General features: G+C 66.4%; 25 protein-coding genes. 16 read left to right on the plus strand and 9 right to left on the minus strand.

Features of this window, described 5'->3' with window-relative positions; genetic code table 11:
* Positions 1-2: 2 nt before the first annotated feature.
* Genes ACFMBG_RS17760 through mdoH form a run of 3 tightly spaced genes read left to right on the plus strand, consistent with a single transcriptional unit; the run spans position 3 to position 4,644 of the window.
* Positions 3-1,265, plus strand: a complete 1,263-nt coding sequence (locus ACFMBG_RS17760; protein WP_421056033.1) for an OpgC family protein — start codon at positions 3-5, stop codon at positions 1,263-1,265.
* On the plus strand, positions 1,262-2,770 hold the full coding sequence (locus tag ACFMBG_RS17765; RefSeq protein WP_421056034.1) for an OpgD/OpgG family glucan biosynthesis protein: 1,509 nt from the start codon (positions 1,262-1,264) through the stop codon (positions 2,768-2,770). Before ACFMBG_RS17760 ends, ACFMBG_RS17765 begins: the two co-directional genes overlap by 4 nt.
* Positions 2,767-4,644 carry a glucans biosynthesis glucosyltransferase MdoH gene (gene mdoH, locus ACFMBG_RS17770; RefSeq protein WP_421056035.1) on the plus strand — a complete coding sequence of 626 codons (1,878 nt, stop codon included), beginning with the start codon at positions 2,767-2,769 and terminating at the stop codon, positions 4,642-4,644. The genes ACFMBG_RS17765 and mdoH overlap by 4 nt, the downstream gene beginning before the upstream one ends.
* A gap of 361 nt (positions 4,645-5,005) precedes the next feature.
* On the opposite strand, the gene ACFMBG_RS17775 is transcribed toward mdoH, so the two are convergent.
* Positions 5,006-5,707 (minus strand): CE1 family esterase, encoded by a 702-nt coding sequence (locus ACFMBG_RS17775; RefSeq protein WP_421056036.1) that lies wholly within the window; start codon positions 5,705-5,707, stop codon positions 5,006-5,008.
* On the minus strand, positions 5,707-6,180 hold the full coding sequence (locus ACFMBG_RS17780; protein ID WP_421056037.1) for a rhodanese-like domain-containing protein: 474 nt from the start codon (positions 6,178-6,180) through the stop codon (positions 5,707-5,709). The genes ACFMBG_RS17775 and ACFMBG_RS17780 overlap by 1 nt, the downstream gene beginning before the upstream one ends.
* Before the next feature lie 281 nt (positions 6,181-6,461).
* On the opposite strand from ACFMBG_RS17780, the gene ACFMBG_RS17785 reads away from it, so the two are divergent.
* Genes ACFMBG_RS17785 through selD form a run of 7 tightly spaced genes read left to right on the plus strand, consistent with a single transcriptional unit; the run spans position 6,462 to position 14,596 of the window.
* Positions 6,462-9,323 carry a monovalent cation/H+ antiporter subunit A gene (locus ACFMBG_RS17785; RefSeq protein ID WP_421056038.1) on the plus strand — a complete coding sequence of 954 codons (2,862 nt, stop codon included), beginning with the start codon at positions 6,462-6,464 and terminating at the stop codon, positions 9,321-9,323.
* A gap of 2 nt (positions 9,324-9,325) precedes the next feature.
* Positions 9,326-9,679, plus strand: coding sequence for a Na+/H+ antiporter subunit C (locus ACFMBG_RS17790; RefSeq protein WP_421056039.1), 354 nt, complete (start codon positions 9,326-9,328; stop codon positions 9,677-9,679).
* The gene (locus tag ACFMBG_RS17795; RefSeq protein ID WP_421056040.1) at positions 9,676-11,217 is read left to right on the plus strand and encodes a monovalent cation/H+ antiporter subunit D; all 1,542 of its coding nucleotides are present in this window, start codon (positions 9,676-9,678) and stop codon (positions 11,215-11,217) included. Before ACFMBG_RS17790 ends, ACFMBG_RS17795 begins: the two co-directional genes overlap by 4 nt.
* Complete coding sequence (locus ACFMBG_RS17800) at positions 11,214-11,711, plus strand: Na+/H+ antiporter subunit E (RefSeq protein WP_421056041.1); 498 nt, start codon at positions 11,214-11,216, stop codon at positions 11,709-11,711. The genes ACFMBG_RS17795 and ACFMBG_RS17800 overlap by 4 nt, the downstream gene beginning before the upstream one ends.
* On the plus strand, positions 11,708-11,977 hold the full coding sequence (locus tag ACFMBG_RS17805) for a K+/H+ antiporter subunit F (RefSeq protein ID WP_421056042.1): 270 nt from the start codon (positions 11,708-11,710) through the stop codon (positions 11,975-11,977). The genes ACFMBG_RS17800 and ACFMBG_RS17805 overlap by 4 nt, the downstream gene beginning before the upstream one ends.
* Positions 11,978-11,986: 9 nt before the next feature.
* A complete protein-coding gene (locus ACFMBG_RS17810) occupies positions 11,987-12,385 on the plus strand; it encodes a Na+/H+ antiporter subunit G (RefSeq protein WP_421056043.1) in 399 nt (132 codons plus the stop codon).
* Between the two features lie 48 nt (positions 12,386-12,433).
* Positions 12,434-14,596 carry a selenide, water dikinase SelD gene (gene selD / locus ACFMBG_RS17815; RefSeq protein WP_421056044.1) on the plus strand — a complete coding sequence of 721 codons (2,163 nt, stop codon included), beginning with the start codon at positions 12,434-12,436 and terminating at the stop codon, positions 14,594-14,596.
* A gap of 213 nt (positions 14,597-14,809) precedes the next feature.
* Here selD and mnmH read toward each other — a convergent pair whose 3' ends face one another.
* The gene (gene mnmH, locus ACFMBG_RS17820; protein ID WP_421056045.1) at positions 14,810-15,862 is read right to left on the minus strand and encodes a tRNA 2-selenouridine(34) synthase MnmH; all 1,053 of its coding nucleotides are present in this window, start codon (positions 15,860-15,862) and stop codon (positions 14,810-14,812) included.
* Between the two features lie 163 nt (positions 15,863-16,025).
* On the opposite strand from mnmH, the gene ACFMBG_RS17825 reads away from it, so the two are divergent.
* Positions 16,026-16,517 carry a MarR family winged helix-turn-helix transcriptional regulator gene (locus ACFMBG_RS17825; protein WP_421056046.1) on the plus strand — a complete coding sequence of 164 codons (492 nt, stop codon included), beginning with the start codon at positions 16,026-16,028 and terminating at the stop codon, positions 16,515-16,517.
* A 4-nt stretch (positions 16,518-16,521) separates the two neighbouring features.
* Here the strand turns inward: ACFMBG_RS17825 and ACFMBG_RS17830 are convergent, their stop codons facing one another.
* On the minus strand, positions 16,522-17,211 hold the full coding sequence (locus ACFMBG_RS17830) for an SOS response-associated peptidase (protein ID WP_421056047.1): 690 nt from the start codon (positions 17,209-17,211) through the stop codon (positions 16,522-16,524).
* A gap of 90 nt (positions 17,212-17,301) precedes the next feature.
* Between ACFMBG_RS17830 and ACFMBG_RS17835 the strand changes: the two genes are divergently transcribed.
* Positions 17,302-19,050 carry a tetratricopeptide repeat-containing sulfotransferase family protein gene (locus ACFMBG_RS17835; protein WP_421056048.1) on the plus strand — a complete coding sequence of 583 codons (1,749 nt, stop codon included), beginning with the start codon at positions 17,302-17,304 and terminating at the stop codon, positions 19,048-19,050.
* Between the two features lie 6 nt (positions 19,051-19,056).
* On the opposite strand, the gene ACFMBG_RS17840 is transcribed toward ACFMBG_RS17835, so the two are convergent.
* Both ACFMBG_RS17840 and ACFMBG_RS17845 read right to left on the minus strand, forming a co-directional pair.
* Positions 19,057-19,365: a DnaJ family domain-containing protein gene (locus ACFMBG_RS17840; protein ID WP_421056049.1), complete on the minus strand. Its 309-nt coding sequence runs from the start codon at positions 19,363-19,365 to the stop codon at positions 19,057-19,059.
* Positions 19,366-19,527: 162 nt separating this feature from the next.
* Positions 19,528-21,108 (minus strand): bifunctional metallophosphatase/5'-nucleotidase, encoded by a 1,581-nt coding sequence (locus tag ACFMBG_RS17845; RefSeq protein WP_421056050.1) that lies wholly within the window; start codon positions 21,106-21,108, stop codon positions 19,528-19,530.
* A gap of 161 nt (positions 21,109-21,269) precedes the next feature.
* Between ACFMBG_RS17845 and ACFMBG_RS17850 the strand changes: the two genes are divergently transcribed.
* The 3 genes from ACFMBG_RS17850 to arsC are packed head-to-tail and all read left to right on the plus strand — an operon-like array spanning position 21,270 to position 23,001.
* Entirely contained in the window at positions 21,270-21,608 is a 339-nt protein-coding gene (locus ACFMBG_RS17850; protein WP_421056051.1) for a DUF952 domain-containing protein, read from the plus strand.
* Entirely contained in the window at positions 21,605-22,663 is a 1,059-nt protein-coding gene (locus ACFMBG_RS17855; RefSeq protein ID WP_421056052.1) for a quinone-dependent dihydroorotate dehydrogenase, read from the plus strand. Before ACFMBG_RS17850 ends, ACFMBG_RS17855 begins: the two co-directional genes overlap by 4 nt.
* Positions 22,660-23,001, plus strand: coding sequence for an arsenate reductase (glutaredoxin) (gene arsC / locus ACFMBG_RS17860; RefSeq protein ID WP_421056053.1), 342 nt, complete (start codon positions 22,660-22,662; stop codon positions 22,999-23,001). Before ACFMBG_RS17855 ends, arsC begins: the two co-directional genes overlap by 4 nt.
* Positions 23,002-23,112: 111 nt before the next feature.
* On the opposite strand, the gene ACFMBG_RS17865 is transcribed toward arsC, so the two are convergent.
* From ACFMBG_RS17865 to ACFMBG_RS17875, 3 genes are read right to left on the minus strand one after another with little or no spacing between them, the layout of a single operon-like run.
* Entirely contained in the window at positions 23,113-24,432 is a 1,320-nt protein-coding gene (locus ACFMBG_RS17865; RefSeq protein WP_421056054.1) for an MATE family efflux transporter, read from the minus strand.
* A 4-nt stretch (positions 24,433-24,436) separates the two neighbouring features.
* Complete coding sequence (locus ACFMBG_RS17870) at positions 24,437-24,955, minus strand: PaaI family thioesterase (RefSeq protein WP_421056055.1); 519 nt, start codon at positions 24,953-24,955, stop codon at positions 24,437-24,439.
* Positions 24,952-25,374: a PaaI family thioesterase gene (locus tag ACFMBG_RS17875; protein WP_421056056.1), complete on the minus strand. Its 423-nt coding sequence runs from the start codon at positions 25,372-25,374 to the stop codon at positions 24,952-24,954. The genes ACFMBG_RS17870 and ACFMBG_RS17875 overlap by 4 nt, the downstream gene beginning before the upstream one ends.
* A 124-nt stretch (positions 25,375-25,498) precedes the next feature.
* Here ACFMBG_RS17875 and ACFMBG_RS17880 point away from each other — a divergent pair, with 124 nt between their 5' ends.
* On the plus strand, positions 25,499-25,867 hold the full coding sequence (locus ACFMBG_RS17880; protein ID WP_421056057.1) for a MerR family transcriptional regulator: 369 nt from the start codon (positions 25,499-25,501) through the stop codon (positions 25,865-25,867).
* Positions 25,868-26,070 lie beyond the last annotated feature (203 nt).

Below are 26,070 nucleotides of genomic sequence, written 5' to 3' on the forward strand. Positions count from 1 at the left end.
AGATGTCCAGCGTTGCGCCCTTCCCCGGGCCTCAGAAAGACCCTGCTGCCGCCAACCGCGCAGTGCCCCCGCCGCAAACGGTCCAGACGCGCGTGCGCGACCCGCGGCTCGACTTCTACCGCGGCATTGCGATGTTCATCATCCTGGCAGCCCATGTTCCGGGCAACCGCTGGGCGGGCTGGATCCCGGCCCGCTTCGGGTTTTCGGACGCAACCGAGATCTTTGTCTTCTGCTCCGGCATGGCCTCTGCCATCGCCTTTGGCAGCTCCTTCGACCGCCAGGGCTGGTGGCTGGGCACCGCCCGCGTCGCCTTCCGCTGCTGGCAGGTGTTCTGGGCCCACATCGGGCTGTTCTTCTTCCTGGCCATGTCGATGGCGGCGCTCGACCTCTATGGCGGGTTTGATAAGGAATATGTGAACTCGCTCAACCTTGGCCATTTCTTCAAGGATCCGATGACCCAGATCGTCGGCATCTTCACCCTCACCTATGTGCCCAACTACTTTGACATCCTGCCGATGTACCTGGTGGTGCTGATGCTGATGCCGCTGATGATCGGGGTTCAGAAGGCCGGGGTCTGGGCCGTTGTGATGGTGTCGGTGCTGATCTGGCTGACCGCCAACCCCTACATGCTCGGCCTTGGCCCCAACGGTGTTTCGCTGCCGGCAGAGCCGTGGTCGGACCGCGAGTGGTTCTTCAACCCCTTCGGCTGGCAGCTGCTGTTCTTCACCGGCTTTGCCTTCATGAAGGGCTGGCTGCCCAAGCCGCCGGTCTCCAAGGTGCTGGTTGTGCTCGCTGCCGGTTTCGTCATTTTCTCCGCCCCCTTCGGCTCCGGCAAGGTGCTGGGCTGGGTCGAGGCCTGGAACATGGGTCTGGCCGAAGCCATCCGCGAGACCTGGAAGCCCAGCAGCGAATGGCGCGAAAAGACCGACTTCGGCCTGCTGCGCTATACCCATTTCCTTTCGCTGGCCTATCTGGGCTGGGTCGCCGCCGGCGAGGGCGGAAAGCGGCTGATCGCCACCGGCCATTCACTGGCTGCAAGAATTTGGTCCGTATTGTTGCAGGTCGTTACCAAGGTCGGCCAGCAATCGCTTGCGGTCTTCGTGTTTTCGATGGCGCTGGCCCGCTTCATCGGCTTTGCGCTTGACCAGACCGACCGCGCGGTTATGACCACGGCATTCGCCAATCTTATTGGATTTTTGCTAATCATTGGCTGCGCTTACTGCGCTGCCTGGTTCAAGTCCCAACCTTGGAGAGCCAAGAAATGAGCTCTTTTTCCCGCCGCTCCTTCCTGGCTGCCGCGCTTGGCAGCACCGCCCTGTCCGCCCTGCCGGGGCTGGCCAATGACGCCGTGCCCTTCAGCCGCGACGTGGTGGTGGCCAAGGCCCGCGCGCTGGCGCAGGAAGACTATGCCGAACGCCCGACGGTACCGCAGGACTGGCTGGAACAGTCCTATGACGACTACAAGGCGCGCTGGTTCCGCACCTCGGACGCGCTGTGGTCGAAGACCGGCCGCAGCTACAACGTCGATTTCTTCCTGCCCGGCCTCTACTTCCCGCGCGCCATTCAGATCAACACGGTGACCGACGGCATGGCCGAACGGGTGCCCTTCGATCTGTCGCTGTTCGAAAAGAACGAGAAGGCACCGGACCTGACCACCGAAGGCGACTTGGGCTATTCCGGCCTGCGCCTGCGCACCGATCTGGACGACCCCACCAAGAAGACCGAGTTCTGCGTCTTCCAGGGTGCCAGCTATTTCCGCGCCATCGGCATCGGCAACGCCTACGGGCTGTCGGCCCGCGGCCTGGCACTGAAAACCGCCGACCCCGAAGGCGAGGAATTCCCCGAATTCATCGAATTCTGGCTGGAGGCCCCTGCCCCCGGCCAGCGTCACATGGTGGTGCATGCACTGATGGACTCCCCCTCCGTCACCGGCGCCTACCGGTTCACCATCACCCCTGGCAGCAGTACGGTGATGGATGTGGAGGCGACCCTGTTTGCCCGTGAGGAGCTGAGCCACGCAGGCCTTGCGCCGCTCACCTCGATGTTCCTGTTCGACGCCACCAACCGCAACCGCTTTGACGACTTCCGCCCGGCGGTGCATGACAGCGACGGCCTGCTGGTGGTCAACGGAAACGGCGAAACCCTGTGGCGGCCGCTGGCCAACCCCACGCGCCTGCAGGTTTCGTCCTTCCTGGATGAAAACCCCCGCGGTTTCGGTCTTATGCAGCGCTCGCGCAAGCTGTCGGATTTCAACGACCTCGAGGCCTTCTATCACAGCCGCCCCTGCCTGTGGGTCGAACCCAAGGAGGACTGGGGCCAAGGCGCCGTCACCCTGGTGGAAATCCCGGCGGACAAGGAAATCTACGACAACATAGTCGCCTACTGGCGCCCGCGCGAGCCTTATGCCGCCGGATCGGAAATCAGCCTCAGCTACCGCCTCACCTGGGGCGAGGAGCCGGTGCTGCCGATGCCGCGGGTGATCGACACCGCCGAGGGCGCCCGGATCTTCGGCGGGCCGGGCCGGATCGTCACCATCGACTTCGATGCCCACCCCCTGTTCGAGGGCGGGCCGGAGACCCTTGACGTGCACATCCACTCTCCCCATGTGGCGACCAGCGAAGGCGTGCTGCAGCGCAACCCGGAAACCGGCGGCCTGCGTCTCGCCTTCTACTTCGATCCTGGCGAACAGGATCACGTTGAACTTCGCGCCCAGCTCAGGAAAGACGGCAGCCCCGCCTCCGAAGTCTGGCTTTACAGGTGGACCGCATGAACGCATGTGATCTGATGCCCCCGGAACAGCCCCTGGCGATGCCGGAACAGGATTTCAGCAAGGACTTCAGGGACGCAGCCGCCCCCGGCGATGCCGCGCCCCGCCAGGTGGCGCTGTGGCGCCTGCTGGCGTTTTCGCCTGCCATGGCCGCCACCGGAGTGCTCACCTGGGTGATGGGCGGCTGGTTCGCCGATGACGGCTTCTCGGTGCTGGAAATGATCCTGCTGGCGCTGATTGCCTTCAACTTCTTCTGGATCGCCTTCACCGTCTCCACCGTGCTGCTGGGCCTTTACGGCCTGTCGCGCCGCGAAAAGACCGTGGCCCGCGGCCCCGCGCGCCCGATGAAGGTGGCGCTGCTGGTGCCGGTCTACAACGAGGTGCCCTGGTATGTGCTGGGCAACGCCCAGACCATGCTGCAGGAACTGCACGGCCGCGGCGGCCAGCACGATTACGCAATGTTCATCCTGTCGGACACCCGCGACGATGCGATTGCCGAACAGGAGCGCGCCAGCGTCGAGGCGCTGCGCACCATGCTGCCGCAAGGGGCTGAGCTCTATTACCGCCGCCGCGCCGACAACGAGGGCCGCAAGGTCGGCAACATCTCCGACTGGGTGCGCCGCTGGGGCGCAGGCTACGAGGCGATGCTGGTGCTGGACGCCGACAGCCTGATGACCGGCCGCGCCATTGCCCGCCTGGCTGACGCGCTGGCCCGCGATCCAAGCGCCGGTCTGATCCAGAGCTATCCGCAACTGATTGGCGCGCAGTCGGTCTTTGGCCGCATGCAGCAGTTCGCCAACGGCGTCTACGGCCTGGCGCTGGCCGAGGGCCTGGCCCGCTGGGCCGGCCACGAGGGCAACTACTGGGGCCACAACGCCATCATCCGCACCCGCGCCTTTGCCGCCTGTGCCGGCCTGCCGCTGCTGCGCTCGCGCTTCGGCGGCGGTGAAAAGCTGATCATGAGCCACGATTTCGTCGAGGCCGGCCTCTTGCGCCGGGCCGGCTGGTCGGTGCGCTTCCTGCCCCGTATCCGCGGCTCCTACGAGGAAACCCCGGCGACCCTGATCGATCACATCCTGCGCGACCGCCGCTGGTGTCAGGGCAACCTGCAGCACCTGAACCTGCTGCACGCCAAGGGCTTCCGCGCGATCTCCCGCTTTCACCTGTTTGCAGGCGCCATCGGCTACCTGATGGCACCGGTGTGGTTTGCGCTGCTGGTCCTTTGGGCCATCATCGGCCGCAGCGAGGAAGCCTCGGTGATCAGCTACTTCAGCGAGGCCAACCCGTTCCGTCCCAACTGGCCCGACATGTCCGAGCCCAAGCATGTGCTGGTGATCGTCCTGATCTACGCCATGCTGCTGGCCCCCAAGATGCTGGCCGCGGCGGCGCTGCCGCTGACCGGCAGCCGGTTCTCGGAATACGGCGGCCCGGTGCATTTCGCACTGTCCTTCCTGTCCGAGGTGGTGCTGGCGATCCTTTATGCGCCGATCCTGATGGTGCAGCAGATGATCGCGGTGTTTCGCACCGCCCTTGGCCTGCAGCGCGGCTGGGCCCCGCAGGCGCGCGACGGCGGCAGCTATTCCCTGCGCACGCTGATCACCTGCCACGCGCTGGAAACGATCAGCGGCGTCGCGCTCTGGGCCGGGATCCTCACGGGCACTGTGTCACTGTGGCTGGCCCCGATTGCGCTGTCCCTGGTGCTGGCAGTGCCGCTGTCGGCGCTGTCGGGGGTGAAAACCGTAAACCGCATCCGCCACTGGATGGCCACGCGCGAGGAATTCACCGAGCCGCAGATCACCCGCGCCGCCCGTGCCGCCCGTGCCGAGCTGAAGGCGCTGCTGGACGGCAGCCCCGTCCGCGGCACCCCGGCGGAGTAAGCCTCGATCGCAGGGGAAAGGCTCCCGCGCCCGCAGGATGCCCCGGCTGCGCCGGGACACCCCTGGCGGCCTTGGGCCCGGCGCCGCGCTGATCCGCGGCGCTGTTGCGCAAAACCGCCACCGCCTGTTCTAAGGCTCACTGCCGCCATCACGGAACCACAGCAGCGCGCCCAGCGGGCGCGCTGCCTGGCCCAACGCTTTCACGGAAATCTCTGATTTACGGGCAAAGGGGCGGGAGACCGCCGCCCGGACCGGGCGCTCCCGCGCCATCAGCGCACGGCCGGCTCGTCCTCGAACCAATCCGCCATCCAGCCCGCCCAGCCTTCGGGTACCGTATGGCCGCCGTCAAACAGCACCAGACTTAGCTCCGCACCCAGCCCGCAGTCCCAGCGGCGGCGCAGCAGCCCGTCTTCGCTCCACGCCCGGTCCGGCGCGTGGGAGGCGCAGCCATTGGCCTGCCGCCACAGCTCCAGCCCGGCAAAGACATCGCCCTGCTCCCAGCGCGCCAGCCATGCACCTGCAGCAGCCGCACCGGCCCCTCGCAACGCTCCGGCAACGGGCGCCAGAAGGCGCCCGACAACGGCGCATAGGCGGCGAAGGCGCCGGGGTCGCGGCAAGCCAGGTAATGCACCATGAAGGCACCGGCTGAAAACCCGGCCAGGACCGTCCGCGATCCGGACGTGCCAAACCGCGCCGAGGCATCTGCCAGTACCGAAGCAAAGAACGCGCCCTCATCCCGGCCTTCATCGAAGGGGCCGAAGCCCCAGTTCTGCGGGCCGGTGCCATCGCGTTTGCGCCCCTCCGGCGCGATCAGCGCATAGCCGCGCTGTGTCAGCCCCTGCACCAGCGTCGTGTTCTTCAGCACCTGCGCGCCGCTGCCGCCGTAACCGTGCAGGAACATCACCACCGGCACCGGCGCCGCGGAGGCCTCCGGCAGCACGATGTGATAGCGGCCGCCCTCCACGGCGCAGGCTACCGGCTCCGCGCCGCAGCCCGCTGCCGCCGCGCTGCCCCAGGCCGAAAACAGCGCCGCAGCCACGGCGCCCGCGGTCACACCTCTCATCATCCCGCCCATCGGGCCACCGGCAGGTTGCCCGCAATCCAGCCCGGACCTGCGGCGGAGCCCAGCATCCCTTCGGGCACGTCGATCACGTTGGTGAACCCCGCCTTTGCCAGCGCCAGGGTCATCCGCGCCGAGCGCACCCCGCGGGCGCAGATCAGCGCCACCGGCGCGGCCCGGTCCTGCCCCGCCACCGCCTGCAAGGCCGCAATGAAATCCTCGCGCCGCATGTCGATCTGATGGCTGCCCACCGGTACCCCCGAAGCGCGCCATTCCTGCGGCGTGCGAATGTCCACCAGGATGATGCCGCCGTCGCGGGCCGCGGCAAAGGCCTCCGCTGCCGAGAGACGCGGCTGGCCGTGATCGGGCGGCTGCCTGCGGTGCCACCAGTAGCCAAAGCCGCCAGCCGCCGCCGCACCGCCCAGCAGCATCAGCCGCCGCGTCAGGGTTGCCGTGTCCGCCTGTGCTCCGGCCATGTTGCCTCCGCATCTCCGCTTGCCGCTGCTGGACCGTGATCCTGCCCCCAGATCTAGCAGCTTGGCGGCCGCCAATCACCAGAAATGGAGGGTTTCGGTCAGTCAAGTTCTTGTTATTGCGCGCGCATCGCCCAAATATAGGCGCAATAATTGTACCAATTCCGCCCCGGGGCTGCGGCATTCTTACCGCAACCGGGGCGGCGGGGGTGGTTCTGGGCTGAAAAATTGCTTAGCACTGGACCAAAAAATAACGACGCGCCAACCCGACAGGAGACCTGCACGTGTCCCTTTTCCTGATTGCGGCCCTGCCCTTTCTCGGAGCCGTCTTCCCAGCGCTTTTGATCCGCGCCGGACGCAATGCCGCAGCTTCGGCCGCCGGGCTGACCACATTCCTCGCCTTCACCGGGCTGATGCTTCATATTCCCGCCATCTTCCGCGGCGAGACGGTCTTTGCCGCGGTCGACTGGCTGCCTGCCCTGGGGCTGAACGCCCATTTCTTCCTCGACGGGCTGGGCTTCCTGTTTGCGGCGATGATCCTGGGCATCGGCCTGCTGATCATTCTTTACGCCCGGTTCTATCTCTCGCGCGAAGATCCGATGGGCCAGTTCTACAGCTATCTGCTGCTGTTCCAGGGCGCGATGGTTGGTATCGTTCTGTCCGACAACATCCTGCTTTTGCTGGTATTCTGGGAACTCACCTCGCTCAGCTCGTTCCTGCTGATCGGCTATTGGAAGCACCTGCCCGAAGGCCGCCAGGGTGCCCGCATGGCGCTGGCCGTGACCGGTTCCGGCGGCTTGGCGATGATCGCCGGGATGCTGATCCTGGGCCATATCGCGGGGTCCTATGACCTCAGCGTGATCCTGCAGAACAAGGAGGCAATCCAGGCCTCGCCTCTGTATCTGCCCGCGCTGATCCTGATCCTGCTGGGCGCCTTCACCAAGTCGGCGCAGTTCCCCTTCCACTTCTGGCTGCCGCACGCGATGGCGGCGCCGACGCCGGTGTCGGCCTATCTGCACTCCGCCACCATGGTGAAGGCCGGCCTGTTCCTGATGGCGCGGCTGTGGCCGGTTCTGGCCGGCACGCCGGAATGGTTCTACATCGTCGCCACCACCGGCCTAGTGACCATGCTGGTCGGCGCGGTGATTGCGCTGTTCAAGGATGACCTCAAGGCGCTGCTGGCGTTTTCCACCGTCAGCCACCTGGGCCTGATCACCATGCTCCTGGGCTTCGGCACCAAATTCGCCGCGGTGGCGGCGGTCTTTCACATCATCAACCACGCGACCTTCAAGGCGGCGCTGTTCATGTCCGCAGGCATTGTCGACCATGAGGCCGGCACCCGCGACATCAAGCGGCTGGGAGGCCTGCGGCACCTGATGCCCGTCACCTTCACCATCGCCGCGGTGGCAGCACTGTCGATGGCCGGCATCCCGCCCCTGAACGGCTTCCTGTCCAAGGAGATGATGCTTGAGGAAGCCTCGCACACCATCTGGAACGGCTCGCACCTGATCGTGCCCGCGCTGGTCACGGCCGCCGCGGTGTTCTCGGCGGCCTATTCCTTCCGCTTCATCGCCCATGTCTTCCTCGGCCCCAAGCGCGAGGATTACCCCGGCCACCCGCATGACCCCAACACCGGCATGTGGATCGGCCCCGCCTTCCTGGTGGTGCTGGTGGTGGTGATCGGCTTTGCCTCGGCCAGGATCGCAGGCCCGATGGTGGCCACCGCCGCCAGCGCGGTGATCGGCGGCGAGAAGCTGCCCTATTACTCGCTCAAACTATGGCACGGGCTGACCCCGGCGCTGTACATGTCAGTGTTTGCCACCATCGGCGGCCTGATCCTGCTGGCGCTGCACAAACCGCTGGCACGCGCCTGGGACGCCGCCCCGCGGCCCGAGGCCAAGGTGATTTTCGAAGGGCTGGTCGATGCCTTCACCCGTTTCAGCCAGATGGTCACCGGCGGGCTGCACAACGGCGCCCTAACCCGCTACTCCGCGGTGATGGTCACTTTTACCGTGGTGATTGCCTTCCTGGCCTATCAGGACGGCACCCTGGGCGCACCGACGCGGGCGCTGCAGGAGCCCGGCCTGCTGCCGGTGACCGGCTGGTTCGCCTTGGTGGTGGCAACGCTGTTCATCGTCTTGAAGCACCGCAACCGCCTGCTGTCGCTGGTGCTGATCGGTGTGGTGGGCCTGGTGGTCTCGATGGCGTTCAACTACCTCTCGGCGCCGGACCTGGCGCTGACCCAGATCTCGGTCGAGGTGGTGACCATCATCCTGATGCTGCTGGCGCTGAACTTCATGCCCAAGGAAACCCCGGTCGAAACCCCGGTCCTCACCCGTGTGCGCGACGGCGCCATTTCGGTGGTCGCGGGCCTGGGGGCGGGCGGCCTGATCTATGCGCTGCTGATGCGTGACTTTGCCTTCCCGACAATCTCGGATTTCCACCTCGCCAATTCCTACAAGGGCGGCGGCGGCACCAATGTGGTGAACGTGATCCTGGTCGACTTCCGCGGCTATGACACCTTTGGCGAGATCATCGTGCTGGGGATCGCCGCGATGGTGATCTTTGCCCTGACCGAGGCGGTGCTGGGCTCCAAGGTCCGCGCCTATCTGCTGAACCGCGAGCCGGACCTGCCGCAGGCGGGCGACAGCCACCCGCTGATGATGGTGGTGGCCACCCGGGTGATGATGCCGCTGGCGCTGATGGTGGCGGCCTACATCTTCTTCCGCGGCCACAACCTGCCCGGCGGCGGCTTCATCGCGGGCCTGATCGCAGCGATCGCGATCATCATGCAGTACATGGCCTCGGGCTTCGCCTGGGCAACCGAGCGGCAGCGCTACCCCTATCACGCAATCATCGGCTCCGGCGTGCTGATCGCCGCCTCCACCGGCATGGGCGCCTGGTTCAACGGCATGCCGTTCCTGACCAGCGCCTTCGGCTATATCAATTGGGCCCCGCTGGAGGAGTTCGAATGGGCCACCGCGGCGCTGTTCGACCTCGGCGTCTTCCTGGCGGTGGTCGGCGCGGTGCTGCTGGCGCTGGAAAGCCTGTCGCGCTTTGCCTGGCAGCCGGGGATCAGCTCCGAGCACGCGATGGACATCAACCCGGCCCGCGAGGAAGCGGCCAAGACCGGGACGGAGGGATAAGCATGGAACTTCTCGTCGCCTCGGCCGTGGGCATCCTGACTGCGGCCGGCATCTATCTGATCCTGCGCCGCCGCAGCTTCCCGGTGATCCTGGGGCTGTCGCTGATCACCTATGCGGTGAACGTTTTCCTGTTTGCCTCCGGGCGGCTGATGACCGCCGCGCCGCCGATCCTCAACAAGTACGAGGAGGTGATCTATACCGATCCGCTGCCGCAGGCGCTGGTGCTGACCGCCATCGTGATCTCCTTCGGCATGACCGCGGTGGTGGTGATGATCGCGCTGGGGGCCTTCCTGTCGTCGCGCGATGACCGCACCGCCCTGCCCGCAGAGCCCGAAGGCGCAGGAGACGACGCATGACCGGCCACCTTCTGATCGCGCCGGTGGTGCTGCCGGCCCTTGTCGCGCCGTTCATCATCATGGTCCTGCGCCACCACCTGGACCTGCAGCGGATCTTCTCCGTCGCCAGCGCGGTGCTGCTGGCCGGCGTTGCCCTGGCCCTGGCCGCCCAGGCCGCCGACGGCACCGTCATGGTCTATGAGCTGGGCGACTGGCCCGCGCCCTTTGGCATCGTGCTAGTGCTGGACCGCCTGTCGGCGATGATGATCGTGCTGACCTCGCTCTTGGCGCTGCCGGTGCTGCTCTATGCCATCGGCTCCGGATGGGACACCCGCGGCAGCAACTTCCACGCGCTGTACCAGTTCCAGCTGATGGGCATCATGGGCGCCTTCCTGACCGGCGACGCCTTCAACCTGTTCGTCTTCTTCGAGGTGCTGCTGATCGCCTCCTATGGCCTCATGATCCACTCCGGCGGCACCCGCCGGTTCCAGGCCGGGGTGCAGTATGTGGTGTTCAACCTCCTGGGCTCCACCCTGTTCCTGTTCGCGCTTGGCACGCTCTATTCGGTGACCGGCACGCTGAACATGGCGGACCTCGCGGTGAAGGTCGCGCAGATCCCGGCCGAGGATACCGCCCTGTTGCGGGCCGGCGCGGTGATGCTGCTCCTGGTCTTTGCCATCAAGGCCGCACTGCTGCCGCTGCATTTCTGGCTGCCCTCGGCCTATGCCAATGCACCGATGCCGGTGGCGGCGCTGTTTGCCATCATGACCAAGGTCGGCGCCTATTCGATCCTGCGCATGTACACGCTGGTCTTCGGGCCTGAGGTCGAGGCAACCGCCGGGCTGACCGAAAGCTGGCTGCTGCCCGCGGCCCTGCTGACGCTGGTTGCCGGTGCGGTTGGTGTGCTCGGCTCCAACAAGATCGGCCGCCTGGCCGCCTTTGGCGCCATCGCCTCGATGGGCACGCTCTTGATCGCGATTTCGCTGTTCACCCAGACCGCCGCTGCCGCCGCGCTCTATTACCTGGTGCATTCCACCCTGGCCGCGGCGCTGCTGTTCCTGGTCGCCGACCTGGTGATGGAGCGCCAGGGCGGCTGGATCCTGCCGCAGCTGCCGATGCCGCAGACCGGGCTGATCTCGGCGCTGTTCTTTGCCGCTGCCATTGCGCTGGCCGGGATGCCGCCGCTGTCGGGCTTCCTGGGCAAGCTTCTGGTGCTGGACGCCACCCGCGGCTCCGAGCTCGCCACCTGGATCTGGGCGGTGATCCTCACCGGCTCGCTGATCACCATCATCGGCATGGCCCGCGCAGGCTCGCTGCTGTTCTGGAAGGGCCACGGCCTGCCGCCGGAGAACACAGATACCAGCGAGGAGCCGCCGCAAGAGGATCTGGCCGCCAGACCGGCGCAGCTGCCGTTTGTGGCCTGCTTCGGGCTGCTGGCGGGGCTGGTGGCGCTCACCGTCTTTGCGGGCCCCGCGACCCGCTATGCCGAGGCGACCGCGGCGCAGCTCTTTGCGCCGCAGGCCTATATCGGTACCGTGCTTGGGGAGGAGGCGAAATGAAACTGCTCAGACGGCTGCTGCCGCACCCTTTGCTGACGCTCCTGCTGACCCTCACCTGGCTGCTGCTGGTCAATGGATGGTCGCTGAACTCGCTGCTCTTCGGCTTCATGCTGGGGGTGCTGATCCCGTTTTTCACCCAGCCCTACTGGCCCAACCGCCCGCAGCTCAGCAAACCGCTGAAGATCGCCGAGTACATCCTGATCGTGCTGATGGACATCATCCAGGCCAATATCATCGTGGCCCGCATCGTGCTGTTCAAACCCAACGCCGACCGCCGCCCCAACTGGATCACCATCCCGCTGGACCTGAAAACGCCCGAGGCGATCACCGCCCTGGCCGGCACCATCACCATGACCCCGGGCACCCTGTCGGCGGATGTCTCGGACGAGGGCCACGCGCTGCTGGTGCACTGCCTGGACGCGCCCAACCCGGACGCGGTGCGCGACGAGATCAAACAGCGCTATGAGCGCCGGCTGATGGAGATCTTCGAATGATCGAAAACGCTGCCTATTTCGCCTTTGCCTGTTTCGCCCTGGCGATGCTGATGAACCTGTGGAAGGTCGTCACTGCCCCGGACATCGCCGACCGCATCCTGGCGCTCGATACCATGTTCATCAACGCCATCGCGCTGATGGTGCTTTATGGCATGGCGCTGGGGACCGAGATGTTCTTTGAGGCGGCGATGATCATCGCCATGCTCGGTTTTGTCTCCACCGTGGCCTATGCGCGCTTTATTCTGCGCGGCAACATCATCGAGTGAGGGGGAAAGATGGCAAGCCTGTTTGAATTCCTTGTTGCCGCCTTCCTGGTTATCGCCGGGATCTTCGGCATCGTCGGCTCCTACGGGCTGATCAAGCTCGACGACCCAATGTCGCGCCTGCACGCGCCAACCAAGGCCACCACCCTGGGCGTCGGCGGGGTGCTGCTGGCCTCGCTGCTGCACGCGGCGGTGTTCGAGGAGTATGTCTCGGTGCATGAGCTGATGATCACCCTGTTCCTGTTCCTGACCGCACCGATCACCGCGAATTTCATTGCCAAGGTGCACATCCACCGGCAAGAAACCCGCGAAACCATGCCCCCGGCGGGCGAGGATGACCACTGGGCCACCCATGACACGCCGGAGGACGAGGAACAGAGAACCGCAGGCCGCCCGGACGCCGCGCAATAAGCGCAGCCGCACCGCCGGGGCCGGCCCGCCGCAGAGGCAGGACAGCATATGGAACCTTCGCGATTGCCGCTCACCCGCGATCTGGTACTGATCGGCGGCGGCCATACCCACGCGCTGGTGCTGCGCAAATGGGGCATGCGGCCGCTGCCCGGCGCCCGGCTGACGGTGATCAACCCGGGACCTTCTGCGCCCTATTCCGGCATGCTGCCCGGCTTCGTGGCCGGCCACTACGCGCGCGAGGAGCTGGACATCGACCTGGTGCGCCTGGCCCGGTTCGCCGGTGCCCGCGTGGTGCTGGGCAGCGCGGAACATATCGACACCGCGGCGCAGCTGGTGCATGTGCCGGGCCGCCCGCCGATTGCCTATGACGTGGCCTCGGTCGATATCGGCATCACCTCCGCCATGCCGGACCTGCCGGGCTTTGCAGACCACGGCATCCCGGCCAAGCCGCTGGGCCGTTTCGCCGCCCGGTGGGCCGCCTTCCGCGAGGGCAGCGGCCCCGCCCATGCCGCCGTGATCGGCGGCGGGGTTGCCGGTGTGGAGCTCATCCTCGCTATGGCCTATGCCCTGAAATCCCGCGGCCGCCTGGCCCAGGCCACTCTGATCGACAGCGACCAGGCCTTGCGCGCGATCGGAGAGACCGCCCGCCGCAAGCTCCTGCGCGCCCTGGTGGAACAAGGCGTCCGGCTGGAGGAGAACGCACCAGTCGAGCGGATCGAGGACGGCTACATTGTCCTGCAGGACGGGCGCGAGGTGCTGTCGGATTTCACCACCGGCGCTGCCGGTGCCCGCCCCTACGGCTGGCTCGGGGACAGCGGTCTCGCACTGCAGCACGGCTTCATCCGGGTCGGTGAAACCCTGCAAAGCTCTGCCGCCAATGTCTTTGCCGCCGGCGACTGCGCCCATATGGACTTCGCCCCGCGCCCCAAGGCCGGCGTTTATGCGGTGCGCCAGGCCCCGGTGCTCTACCACAACCTGCGCGGTCTGCTGACCGGCGACCCGCTGCGCAAGTACCGCCCGCAGAAGGATTACCTGAAACTGATCTCCATGGGCGCCAGGGAAGCCCTAGGAGAGCGGTTCGGAACCACTCTGGCAGGTCCCTTGATGTGGAGCTGGAAGGACCGCATCGACCAGGCCTTCATGGAGAAATTCCGCGACCTGCCCGCGATGGAAGCGCCGCCTTTGCCCGCCGAACACACGCTGGGCATGGAGGAGGCGCTGGGGGACAAGCCCCTTTGCGGCGGCTGCGGCGCTAAGGTCGGCCGCGGCGCGCTGCTTGAGACGCTCACCGGGCTGAACAGCCATAGCCGCGAGGACATCACCCCGCTGCCCGGCGACGATGCCGCGCTGCTGACCACCGGCGGCATCAAGCAGGTGATCAGCACCGACCACCTGCGCAGCTTCACCAAAGATCCGGTGGTGATGGCCCGCATCGCTGCCGTGCATGCCTTGGGGGACATCTGGGCGATGGGGGCCGAACCGCAAGCCGCAACCGCCAACTTGATCCTCCCGCGCATGTCGCCGGAACTGCAGAGCCGAACCCTGCAGGAAATCATGGCTGCCGCCACGGAGGTCATGCAGGCCGCCGGCGCCGCCATCATCGGCGGCCACACGTCGCTGGGGGATGAGCTGACCGTGGGCTTCACCGTCACAGGTCTCTGCCCCCGCCCGCCAATCACGCTCGCTGGCGCCAAACCAGGCGACACCCTCATCCTGACCAAGCCCATCGGTTCCGGCGTGCTGATGGCAGCCGAGATGGCAGGCGAGGCCAACGGAGAGTGGATCGCCGCCGCGCTCGAGCAGATGAGCCAGCCGCAGGGCGACGCCGCCCGCATCCTGCAGGAGGCCCATGCAATGACCGATGTCACCGGCTTTGGCCTGCTTGGCCACCTGCTCGGCATCTGCGAGGCGTCCCGCGCAGGCGCGGAAGTCTTCACCGGCCAGGTCCCCCTGATGCAGGGCGCCGCCGAACTGGCCGAGCGGGGCATCCGCTCCTCGCTGCTGCCCGCCAACCAGGCCGCGCTGCCGGAACTGAAAACCTCCGGCTGGCAGGAGCTGCTGTTCGATCCGCAAACAGCGGGCGGGCTGCTGGCGGCTGTTGCCGCAGACCGGGCGAACAGCCTGCTGGAGCAGCTCCATGCGGCCGGGTACCCGGCCGCCATCATTGGCAAGGTGACATCGAACCCGGGGGCCATCACCCTGGGCAACTGACTGGATTGGCGGAAGAGGGGCCAGCCCCTCTTGGCCTAACGGCCAATTCACCCCGGGGTATTTTTGTCCAGAAAGAAGCTGAAGCCCCTTCCCCTTTTCCAGGGTCCCGTAAAAAACGCCGGAGGCACGCTGCGCGCCAGCGCAGCGCCACGCCCAACGGGAGCGGCGCATCTGTGATGCTCCAGCGACGGGCGGGAGCCCCACGCTTCTGGCTTAGAAACCAGCCATGATTTGTGCAATCCGGGCCGCCGCCGCATCCAGGCCCGGCTCGTCCAAGGCTGCGGCGTCTACCGTGGCAATCACCTCCGCCCCGATCGCCGCCCGCGATTTGCGGTAAGCCGGGTCGTAATGCTCCGTCATCAGCGCCTCGGTCAGCCCGGGCTTGTCGCCCTCGGCGATGCGGGCAAACCAGCCGTCCACCACCGCGCCGGAACGGTGGGCGCGCAAGGGGCCCAGCTTCTCGCGCAGCCGCTCCGCGTCCGACAGGATGTCGTCGTAGGCCTGCACCAGGTAGCGGCAGCGCGCCGCCACCGGCACCTGCAGCTCGATCCTGGGGGCTTGTTTCATCGCATCCCAGACCGCAGGCGGGATGATCCGCTGGCCGATCTTGATCGATTCCGCCTCCACCAGCACCGGGCGGGAGGGCTCCAGCCGCATCAAGGCCCCGGCCACCGCGGATTCAAACGCCTTTTGCGAGGGCTGCGGTGTGGGCATATCGCCCAGAAGCGAGCCGCGGTGATTGGCCAGCCCCTCCAGGTCCAGCACCTGCACGCCCAGCTCTCCGGCACGTTTCAGCACCTCGGTCTTGGCCGATCCGGTATAGCCGTCCAGCGCCACCAGCCGGTGCGGCAGCGCGGTTTCATACATCGCCTTGTGCACCAGGCGGCGGTAGGTCTGATAGCCGCCCTGCACCACCTCGGCGCGCCAGCCGATCTGCTGCAGCATCCAGGTGAAGGAGCCCGAGCGCTGGCCGCCGCGCCAGCAATAGACCAGCGGCCTCCAGCCGCCCTCATGGTGGCTCAGGTGCTGCTCGATGTGGCTGGCGGCATTGCGGAATACCAGCGCCGCGCCCAGCTTGCGCGCCTTGAAGGGGCTGTCCTGCACATAGATGGTGCCGACCTCGGCGCGCTCCTCGTTGTTCAGCACCGGCAGGCTGATCGCCCCGGGCACGTGGTCCTCGGCATATTCCGCCGGGCTGCGCACGTCGATCACCGTGTCGAACCCGTGGCCATAGAACTCTTGCAGGGATTTGAATGTCAGCGCCATGCTTCTGCTCTACCCCGCCCCATGCGCAAGGAAAAGCTGCAAATGCCCTCCCCGCGGCAATAAGGCTTGCGCGGAATGCGCACGGGGCAGTAAGGCAATCGGAACCAGCAGACCAGCCCGGGCAGAAGGCCCCGCGGCGCCACAGCGGCAAGGACCAGGACCCATGGACACCGACCCTTTGGACATACACGCGCTGCCCGGCCATCTGATCCGGCGGCTGCACCAGATCTCCGTCGCCCAGTTCATGGAGCGGATGGCCGCGGAAGGCGTCGACCTGACTCCGGTGCAGTTTTCCGCCATGGCCGCCATCCGCCGCCATCCGGGCATCGACCAGGCCTCGGTTGCGGGGCTGATCGCCTATGACCGCGCCACCCTGGGCAAGGTGGTGGACCGGCTGGTGGACAAGGGGCTGGTGGCGCGCCGGATCTCCGCCGCGGACCGCCGTGCCCGCGAGGTCAGCCTGACCCGCGACGGCGAAGCGCTGCTGGAGCGGATCCTGCCGGTCGTCCAGGCCGCGCAGCCAGCGATCTTCACCGGCCTCACCGAGGCGGAGCAGGAAACCTTCGTGGCGCTGCTGCGCAAGGCGACCCTGGCCGCCAATGAGCTGAGCCGGGCGCCGCAGCGCGACCTGCCCGGCAGCCAGGCGGCCGAATAAGCGCTCAGATCAGGCGGCCGCGCGGGGTATCGCCCTCTTCAAACGGCTCGATCAGCTCCGGCCCCTCGGCCCGGTTGGAGTTCACCGCCGGACCTACCCGGTGAAAGTCCAGAATGCCCTCCGCCCCCGGCTGCATCAGCGCCGCGGCACCATGGCCCTCCTCGCCCAGCCACTTGCCCCAGTCCTGCGGCTCAAGGATCAGCGGCATCCGGTGGTGGATCGCCGACAGCCCCTGGTTTGCCGCAGTGGTGACGATGGCGCAGGTCTTGACGGGATCCTCCGCCCCCCAGCTGCGCCAGACGGCGGCAAAGGCAATCGGCGCGCCGTCGCTGCGGTGGATGTACCAGGGCAGCCGGGCGCCGTCCTCCGCCTTGGTCCATTCATAAAAGCCGCTGGCCGGGACCAGGCAACGCCGCTCGCGGCAGGATTTGGCAAAGGCGGGCTTCTCCGCAATCGTCTCTGCCCGCGCGTTGATCAGCAGCGGCCCGGCGGTTTCGCTCTTGTACCAATGCGGCAGGAAGCCCCAGCGCATCGCCACCAGCTGCCGCCCCGCCTCCCCCGCCTGCACCACATGCACCGGGTTGGTCGGGCACACGTTGTAATTGGGCACCTTGGGCAGATCGTTCGCGGGCTGCGCCGCAAACAGCTGTGCCATTGCATCCGCAGGCAGGGTTGTGGCAAATCGTCCGCACATGCTGATTTCTAACCCGGCCCGGGGCGCAGATGCAAAGCCTGCCTTGGCCAGGGATTTTCAGCCGCCCTGACAGGATGATAGATAGGCCTCATGACTCTCCAGAATGATCTCCAGGCAGCCTTCGGTTTTCTCAATCAGGGCAAGTTCAAGCAGGCGCTGAAACAGTCCAAGGGCGGCATGAAGCGGCACAAGAGCCACCCGGACTTCCCCAACATCGCAGGGATTTCCCTGTCGGGCCTGGGCAAGCACCGCGATGCCGTGCCCTATTTCAAGAAGGCGCTGGCGCTGGCCCCCGGCTTTCACGATGCCCGCAAGAACCTGGCGCAGACGCTGCTGTTCCTGCAGCAGGGCGAACCGGCGATGAAGCTGCTGGAGCGGGTGCTGAAAGACCAGCCCGGCGATCAGGCAGCGCTCTATCTTCAGGCGCAGGCGCATCTGGTGATGAACGAACCCGAGGCCGCGATCGAGACCGCCACCGCGGCACTGGCCCGCGACCCGCGCCAGCCGCGGATGCTGCGGCTGCGCGCCACCGCCTGGAACACGCTGGGTGATGAGAAGGCTGCGCTGGCGGATTACCAGGCGGCGCTCAAGGTGAACCCCAACGACGCTGACGCGCTGCAGAACGCCAGCCTGCTGCTGGCCCGGCTGATGCGGCAGGACGAGGCGACCGAAGCCGCACAGAAGGCCGTCGCCGTGGCGCCCCAGAACGTGGAGGCCCGCAGGCGGCTGGCCAGCCAGCTGATCTCCAACGGCGACTCCACCGCCGCCCGGGAGCAGTGCCTCGCTGTCCTGGAGCTGGACCCCAAGGACACCCAGGTGCTGGAAATGCTGGCCCGCATCAGCAGCCGCGAGCAGAACGCGGAGCTGCTGCCCATTGCGCAGAAAGCGCTCAAGGCGGCGCCTGCCCGCTCGCTCGACCGCGCCAACGTCAGCTTTGCCCTGGCCCGGATCGCCGATCAGGATGGCGACAAGGACGCCTTTGCCGCCCACAATGATGAGGCCAACGCCTGTATGGCGGCGCAGAACCCCTATGACTACGAGGAGAGCGAGCGCCAGTTCAGCCGCATCATGGCTGCCTTCCCGGAGGAGATCACCCCGGCGGAGACCACTCCAGAAGGCCCGCGCCCGATCTATGTGGTGGGGATGCCGCGCTCCGGCACCACGCTGACCGAGACCGTGATCGGCCTGCACCCCGATGTATTCCCGCTGGGCGAGCGCGGCGTGCCGGCCTTCCTGCTGCATCCCTATCTGGACAAGGATCAGGAGTTTACGCCAGAGGCCGCCCGCAATTTCGTGGCTGAGGACATCAGCCGTCTGCCCGAAATGCCCGAAGGCACCCGCGCCTATGTCGACAAGATGCCCGACAATTACCGCCTCTTGGGCCATCTGCTGACCGCTTACCCGGATGCACGGTTTGTTCATCTTTGCCGCGATCCGCGCGACGTGGCGCTGTCGATCTGGCGCGGCTATTTCTCCGGCAGCTCGCTCACCTATGCCTATGACCTCAAGGCGATGGCGCACCGCTTCAATCTCTACGGCCGGCTGATGCAGCACTGGCGGCAGGTGATGCCGGGGCGGATCTACGACCTGCGCTATGAAAGCTTCGTTGCCGATATCGAGGGCGAAAGCCGCAAGCTGGCGGATTTCTGCGGACTGGACTGGGTCGAGGATATGGCCCACCCGGAACGGCACGAGGGCCAGGTGCTGACGCTGTCGAACACCCAGGTCCGGCAGACGGCGCACACCCGCTCGATCGGCAAGTGGGAGAAATTCGCCGATGTTCTGGAGCCGTTCATCGCCGGGCTGGACCCGGAAATCTGGCCGGAAATCAAGGGGTAACAGGGCCTACTTGGCGTAGGCCTTGCGCGCCAGTTCGATGCGCGCGTCCATCATCGACATCTCTTTCAGGATCTCCTGCCGGCGGCTGCGGTCGCCGGTTTCGCGCAGTTCGGCCCTGAGGCGCTGCAGTTCGCGCGACAGGCTCACGAATTCCGGCACCCCGCCGCTCTCGCGCACCAGCCGGTTGAGCAGCTCGTTTTCCGGATCGTCACACTTCGGCAACGGCTTGCCGGCACCTTGCAAGTTGTCAAAGGCACCGTCCTTCTCAGCGGCTTCGATCCGGGCATTGATGAGGTCGATCAGCGGGTGGTCCATAAGGGCATTCTGCCATGCGCGCCCCGCCTGCGAAAGCCCCCGCCAGCCCGTTTACGAAAGGCCGGCGAAGGTAAATATTGACTGAAAATAATGCGGCAGCCCTCCTGCCCGAATGTTTCGCGCGCGAAACATTGGGTCCGGTCCGGACCTATGTGACGCTGCCTATTTCACCTCAGAAATCCGCCCGTCGGTATAGGGCGTGTACGGGCCTTGGGCCGCCAGATACTCCGCCAGTACATCCGCCAGGTCCGGGCCGAAGTCATAGGCGTTCTTGTCGTCGCCTTCGAACATCGCATAGCCGTCGCCGCCGTTGCGGACATAATCGTTGGTGACCACCACATAGGTCTTGGCCGGATCAATGGGCACAAAGCTGTCGCCCTCTGCCACCATCACGTCCTTGACGCGGCCCTTGTTCGGCGCGGCAGAGCTGTCCCAGCTGAATTTCAGCCCCGCCACCTGCGGGAAGCGGCCCTTGACGTCCTCCACCTGGCTGACGCCGTTTTCCAGAGCCGCCACCAGGGTTTCGCCATCAATCTCAAAGGTCGAGAGCGTGTTCTGGAACGGCAGGATGGTCAGCACCTCGCCCATGGTGACCTCGCCTGCATCCAGACTGGCGCGGATGCCGCCGGAGTTGGCGATGGCGATGGTCACGCCCTGATCCTTCACCCGGTCCAGCATCGCATCGGCCACCAGGTTGCCCATCTGGCACTCCTGCACCCGGCACACATCGCGGCTGCCCTCAACGGGTTCCGCGGCCTCCGCCACCACCTTGTTGCGGATCTCATCCAGCGGCAGCGCCAGTTCCGCAATCCGGTCCAGGGTGGCTGCGTCTTCGCTGACCGCCGCATCCATAATCAGCGGCTCGCCTTCTGCGCGGATCACATTGCCCGCATCGTCAAAGGTCACGTTCAGCTCCCCCAGGAACTTGCCATAGGCATAGGCCTGAACGATCTGCACCCCGTTCACCACCGTCGGATACGGCCCGGCCGCCTTGTCCGAAGTGTTGGACAGGTAAGTGTTGCTGTGGCCGCCGACGATCACGTCCACCCCGGTGGTCTCCGCCGCCACCCGCTGGTCGACGCCGTAGCCGGAGTGGCTGAGCACCACGATCTTGTTCACGCCCTCGGCGGTCAGCCGGTCAACTTCCGCCTGCACCGCCGCCACGGGATCGGAGAAATGCACATTCTTGCCGGGGCTTGCCAGCTCATGGGTGTCCTCCGGCGTCAGGCCGATGAGGCCGATCTTCTCGCCGCCCCGCTCGATCACCGTGGATTTCTTCAGCACATCCGCCAGCGCCGGTTCCGCCGAGACATCCGCGTTGGACATCAGCACCGGAAAGCCCACCGCATCCATAAAGCCGCGCAGCACCTCCGGACCGTCGTCGAATTCATGGTTGCCGACGGTCATCCCGTCATAGCCCAGCTGGTTCACGAACTCCGCCGCGGCCTTGCCCTTGTAATAGGTATAGAACAGCGACCCCTGAAACTGGTCGCCGCCATCCACCAGGATCGCGTTTTCCGCCCGCGCCCGAGCGTCCGCGATGGCCGTCACCAGCCGCGCGGTGCCGCCGAAACACTTGCCCTCGGCCTGATCCCCGGCGTCGCAGGTGCTGTCGTATTTGTTGATCGGCTCGAACCGGGAATGAAAGTCGTTGGTGTGCAGGATGGTCAGCCTGTACTCCGCCGCTGCGGCACCGGCAGTCAGGGCCAGGGCCGCAACCGAAGTGAGAAACCGTGCAATCATGAGGGGCGCTCCCGTGTTCTGTTTCGGGCAAGCCTGCGCCCAAAGCCCGCGCCCGTCAAAGGGGAAAAGCCGGACTTCGCACTCCCCTTGCGTCAGCTTGACTGGCCGCACCGCCGCCAATCCCCCTTGATTCATCGGCAAACGCAAGGCATCAGGCCGTCATGCTGATTTACAAGATTTTCCGGGCGGACGAATGGGCCGCACTGCAGGCCGCGGGCGAAACCCGGGGCGCACCGATTGATGTGGCGGACGGCTATGTCCATTTCTCCACCGCGACCCAGGCGGCAGAGACCGCGGCCAAGCATTTCGCCGGCGCCGAGGGGCTGACCCTGCTGGCCTGCGATGCGGAGGCAATGGGCGATGACCTGAAATGGGAAATCTCCCGCGGCGGTGCCGAGTTCCCGCATCTCTACCGCAACATCCGCATGTCGGATGTGGTCTGGGCCGAGCCGCTGCCGCTGGTGGAGGGCACGCATCAGTTCCCGGAGGAGATGGCATGAAGCTGACCGAGAAACTGGCGCTCGCGGCGATGCACCGGATTGATCCGGAGGCGGCCCATGGGCTGTCGATCAAGGCGCTGGCCATGGGGCTGGCGCCTGCCCCCGGCCCCGTGACCTCCGCCCGGCTCAAGACCACGCTGGCAGGGATTGACCTGCCGAACCCGGTCGGCCTGGCCGCGGGCTATGACAAGAACGCCGAGGCGCTGGCGCCGCTGGCAAAATCCGGCTTCGGCTTCATCGAGGTGGGTGCCGCCACCCCGCGCCCGCAGCCCGGCAACCCCAAGCCGCGCCTGTTCCGCCTGACCGAGGACAAGGCGGCGATCAACCGCTTTGGCTTCAACAACGAGGGCATGGAGGCGATCGGCGCGCGGCTGGCGCAGCGGCCGCGCGATGCCGTCATCGGGTTGAACCTCGGCGCCAACAAGGACAGCACGGACCGTGCCGCGGACTTCGCCAAGGTGCTGGCCCACTGCGGCGCGCATCTGGACTTTGCCACCGTCAACGTGTCGTCGCCCAACACCGAGAAGCTGCGCGACCTGCAGGGCAAGGCGGCGCTTTCGGCGCTGCTGGCAGGCGTGATCGAGACCCGCGAGGGCCTCAGCCGCCGGGTGCCGGTGTTCCTCAAGATCGCACCGGACCTGGACCGCGCAGGCATAGAAGACATCGCCGCCGTCGCCGTGGAAAGCGGCATCGATGCGGTGATTGCCACCAACACCACCCTGTCGCGCGACGGGCTGCGGAGCGTCCACAAAGGCGAGGCCGGCGGGTTGTCCGGCGCGCCGCTGTTCGAGAAATCCACCCGGGTGCTGGCGCAGCTGTCGGAGCTTCTGGACGGCAAAGTGCCGCTGGTCGGCGTCGGCGGCATCAGCACCGCGGAGCAGGCCTATGCCAAGATCTGCGCCGGTGCCTCTGCGGTGCAGTTCTACACCGCGATGGTTTACGGCGGGCTGTCGCTGGCCGGTGACATTGCCCGCGGGCTGGACGCGCTGCTCGCCCGGGACGGCTTTGAGAACGTCGCGCAAGCGGTTGGAAGCAAACGGAAGGATTGGCTGTGATCACCTATTGGCATAACCCGCGCTGCTCGAAATCCCGTGCTGGCCTGGCGCTGCTGGAAGAGCGCGGCGCTGAGGTTCAGCAGCGGCTGTATCTGCAGGACGCGCCCTCGCTCGAGGAAATCAAGGCGGTGCAGGCCGCGCTGGGTGTTTCTGCGGTGGAGATGATGCGCACGGGCGAGAAGGTCTTCAAGGAGCTGGGCCTGCGCAAGGACAGCGCCGAGGAAGATCTGCTGGCCGCAATGGCCGCGCATCCGATCCTGATCGAGCGCCCGATTGCGATCAAGGACGGCAAGGCGGTGATCGGCCGCCCGACTGAGGCGATTGAAGCGCTGCTGTAACCGTTTCCCGGCGCGGGAAACGGCCAAAAATCCTGCGAGGATTTTTTGGCGCGAAGCGCCCGTTTTCCGCGCCGGAAAACGGGCCGGAATTCCCGCAGAATTCCGGTGCGCTCAGGCACCTACCTGCGCTTCCAGGCGCGGGTAGCGCAGCCCCAGCGTCACACCGCGGGCCACGTTCAGCACCATCAGCGACGCCCACAGTCCGTGGTTGCCGAATAGCGGCACCAGCAGCAGCAGCGCCAGCACGTAGGCCGCCACCGCCTGCAGCATCGCCCGCCGCATGTCACGGGTCCAGGTGGCGCCGATGTAGATGCCGTCAAACATGTAGCTCGCCACGCTGAGCACCGGGGCCAGCACTACCCAGAGCAAATAGACGCGGCCTGCGTCGCGCACCTCGGGCGCCGTGGCCATCAGGTCGATCACCGCAGGGCCGGCAAGGGCAAATCCCGCCCCCAGAAGCAGAGCGCCACCGGTGCTCCATTGCGCGGCAATCACCGCGGCCCGGCGCAGCTGGGCGCGGGCCCGTGCGCCGACCGCACCGCCCACCAGGGCTTCGGCGGCAAAGGCAAAGCCGTCCAGCGCAAAAGCGGTGACCGACAGGAACTGCAGCAGGATCTGATTGGCGGCGAGGTTCACGTCACCGACGCCGGAGCTGATGAACAGAAAGGTGGTGAAAGACCCCGTCAGCAGCACCGAGCGCACCATGATGTCGCCGTTCACCTGCATCATCCGCTTGAGCCGCGCTGCGTCGAACACCCGTGCCCAGTCACGCCATTGCTCGCCCGCAAAGGCATCGCGGCACAGGTACAGCCCCAGCGCCAGCCCGGTCCATTCGGCAATCAGCGTGGCCAGGGCGACGCCCTCGACCCCCCAGCCGAGGCCCAGCACGAACCACAGGTCCAGCGCGATGTTCAGCCCGTTCATCCAGACCTGCAACAGGAACACACCGCGGGTACGCTCGACCGCGATCAACCAGCCGGTGACGGCATAGAGCGCAATGGTGGCAGGCGCGCCCCAGATCCGGATTTCCAGGTAATCGCGGGCGAGGGTTTCGACGTCGGCACTGGCAGGCGCCAGCGCGAAGGCGCCCCAGAACACCGCCGCTTGCGCGATGATGAACAGCGCCCCGGCAGCAAAGGCCAGGAGCAGCCCGCGCATCAGCAGGGCCCCGGTTTCGGCCCAGTCCCCTGCCCCGCGCGCCTGAGCGGCCAGCCCGGTGGTGCCCATGCGCAAAAAGCCGAAAATCCAGTAGACCGCCGCCAGGATTGCGGCACCGATGCCGACAGCGCCAATCGGTGCCGCCTCGCCCATCTGGCCGACCACGCCGGTGTCCACGGCTCCCAGAATCGGCACCGTGACATTCGACAGGACAATCGGCAACGCGATCCTGAGCACCCGTTTGTGGGTGATGTCCGACGCCGCGCTGGTCATGGGGTCAGTCCTTGCCGTTCGCGTCCTGCGGCATCAGAAAATGGCCGGTGGCCTGGGCAAACAGCTTGTCCTTATGGTCCTGCCAGGCCTCCACATGCACCGATGCATAGCGGCGGCCGGAGCGGTTCACCCGCGCCCGGGCGTAGGCGTCACGCGGCAGGCCGGAGCGCAAGTAATCAACGGTGAAGTCGATGGTCTTGGGCTGGCGCGGCAGGTTGCCCTTGGCCATCTCCGCCGGGTCCAGATCGCCGGATTCGATGCGCGGCCAGAGGAAGGACCAGTTCAAAGTGACCATCGACGTGATTTCCAGAAACGCCGCGGTCACGCCGCCGTGGATGGCCGGCAGGAAGGGGTTGCCGATCAGCTTGTCATCGAAGTTCAGCTGCGCCGTCAGCTCATCGCCGCGGCGGTCGAAGGTCACATTCAGGAAGCGGATGTACGGGACCGAGTCCACCAGCGCCGACAGGGCGGCATCGCGGCGCTGCTTGACCACCTGGATCGGTTCGGGACGGGGGCGGCTCAAAACTTCTTCTCCACGGTAAAGGCGCCTGCGGCGGTGGCGACGGGGCGGTCCTGATCCTCGTCCATCGCCACGGCGCGGACAAAGGCAACGGTGCGGGTGATGTGGTGGCAGGTGGCGCGGGTGGTGATTGCCTGGCCGGGTGTGGCGGGCCGCATGTAATCGATGCGCAGGTCGATGGTGGCGGTGCCGCCGGGGGCCGAAGGGTGGCTCATCACCGCTGCGCCGCAGCATGTATCCATCAGGGCCGAGACCGCGCCGCCGTGGATGACGCCGGTTGCCGGATCGCCAACCAGCTTCTCGTCATAGGCCATGCGGATCTCGGCGGTGCCGTCGCCGATCTCCGTCAGTTTCATCCCCAATTGCTTGGCATGGGGGATCGCTTCGATGAACTGGCGTGCGAGCTGGGTCTTGTCGGCCATGGGGCTGTCGCTTTGAAATCTCTGCCCTATCTTTGGCTGCGCCCCGGCGAAAGCGCAAGTGTGCCGCCACGGAGGTTGCACTGTTCGCTGCAAGTGCATAGGTTCCCGGCAAGGGAGACGACGGATGACCGACAACAGATTGTCATTCAAGGAAATGTGCGCAGAGTTCGACGTTACGCCGCGGACGCTGCGCTACTATGAATACATCGAATTGCTGCAGCCGGACCGCGAGGGCCGGTCGCGGTTTTACGGTGCGCGGGAACGCGCCCGGATGAAGCTGATCCTGCGCGGCCGCAAGTTCGGCTTTCAGCTGGAAGAGATCCGCCAGTGGCTGCTGATCTATGAAGAAGAGGGCAATGACGCCCAGAACCATGCCTTTATGGAAATGGCCGACCGCCAGCTGGTGGAGCTGGAAAAGCAGCGCGAGCAGATCAATGAGGCCATTGAAGAGCTGACTGCCCTGCGCGCCAGCACCAAGGCGCTGCTGAAGTAAGATAACCGGGTCCGGCCTGGCGCAAGCGCCAGCCGGGCCGCCGCCTGCCCGCGGGATGGTGCAGGCACCTCGTGCTGGTCACTCTGCTCCCGCCAAGCAACTCTCCTTTCCAAACATGCCACTGCGCCGCAAGTGCGCCAGCCCTTCCGGGCAGACGCTGTTGCGGTGGCTTCGGCTTGATTCCGGGCCGCTGGATTCGGCCC

Source organism: Leisingera coralii, assembly GCF_049056525.1.
Classification (GTDB): Bacteria; Pseudomonadota; Alphaproteobacteria; order Rhodobacterales; family Rhodobacteraceae; genus Leisingera; species Leisingera coralii.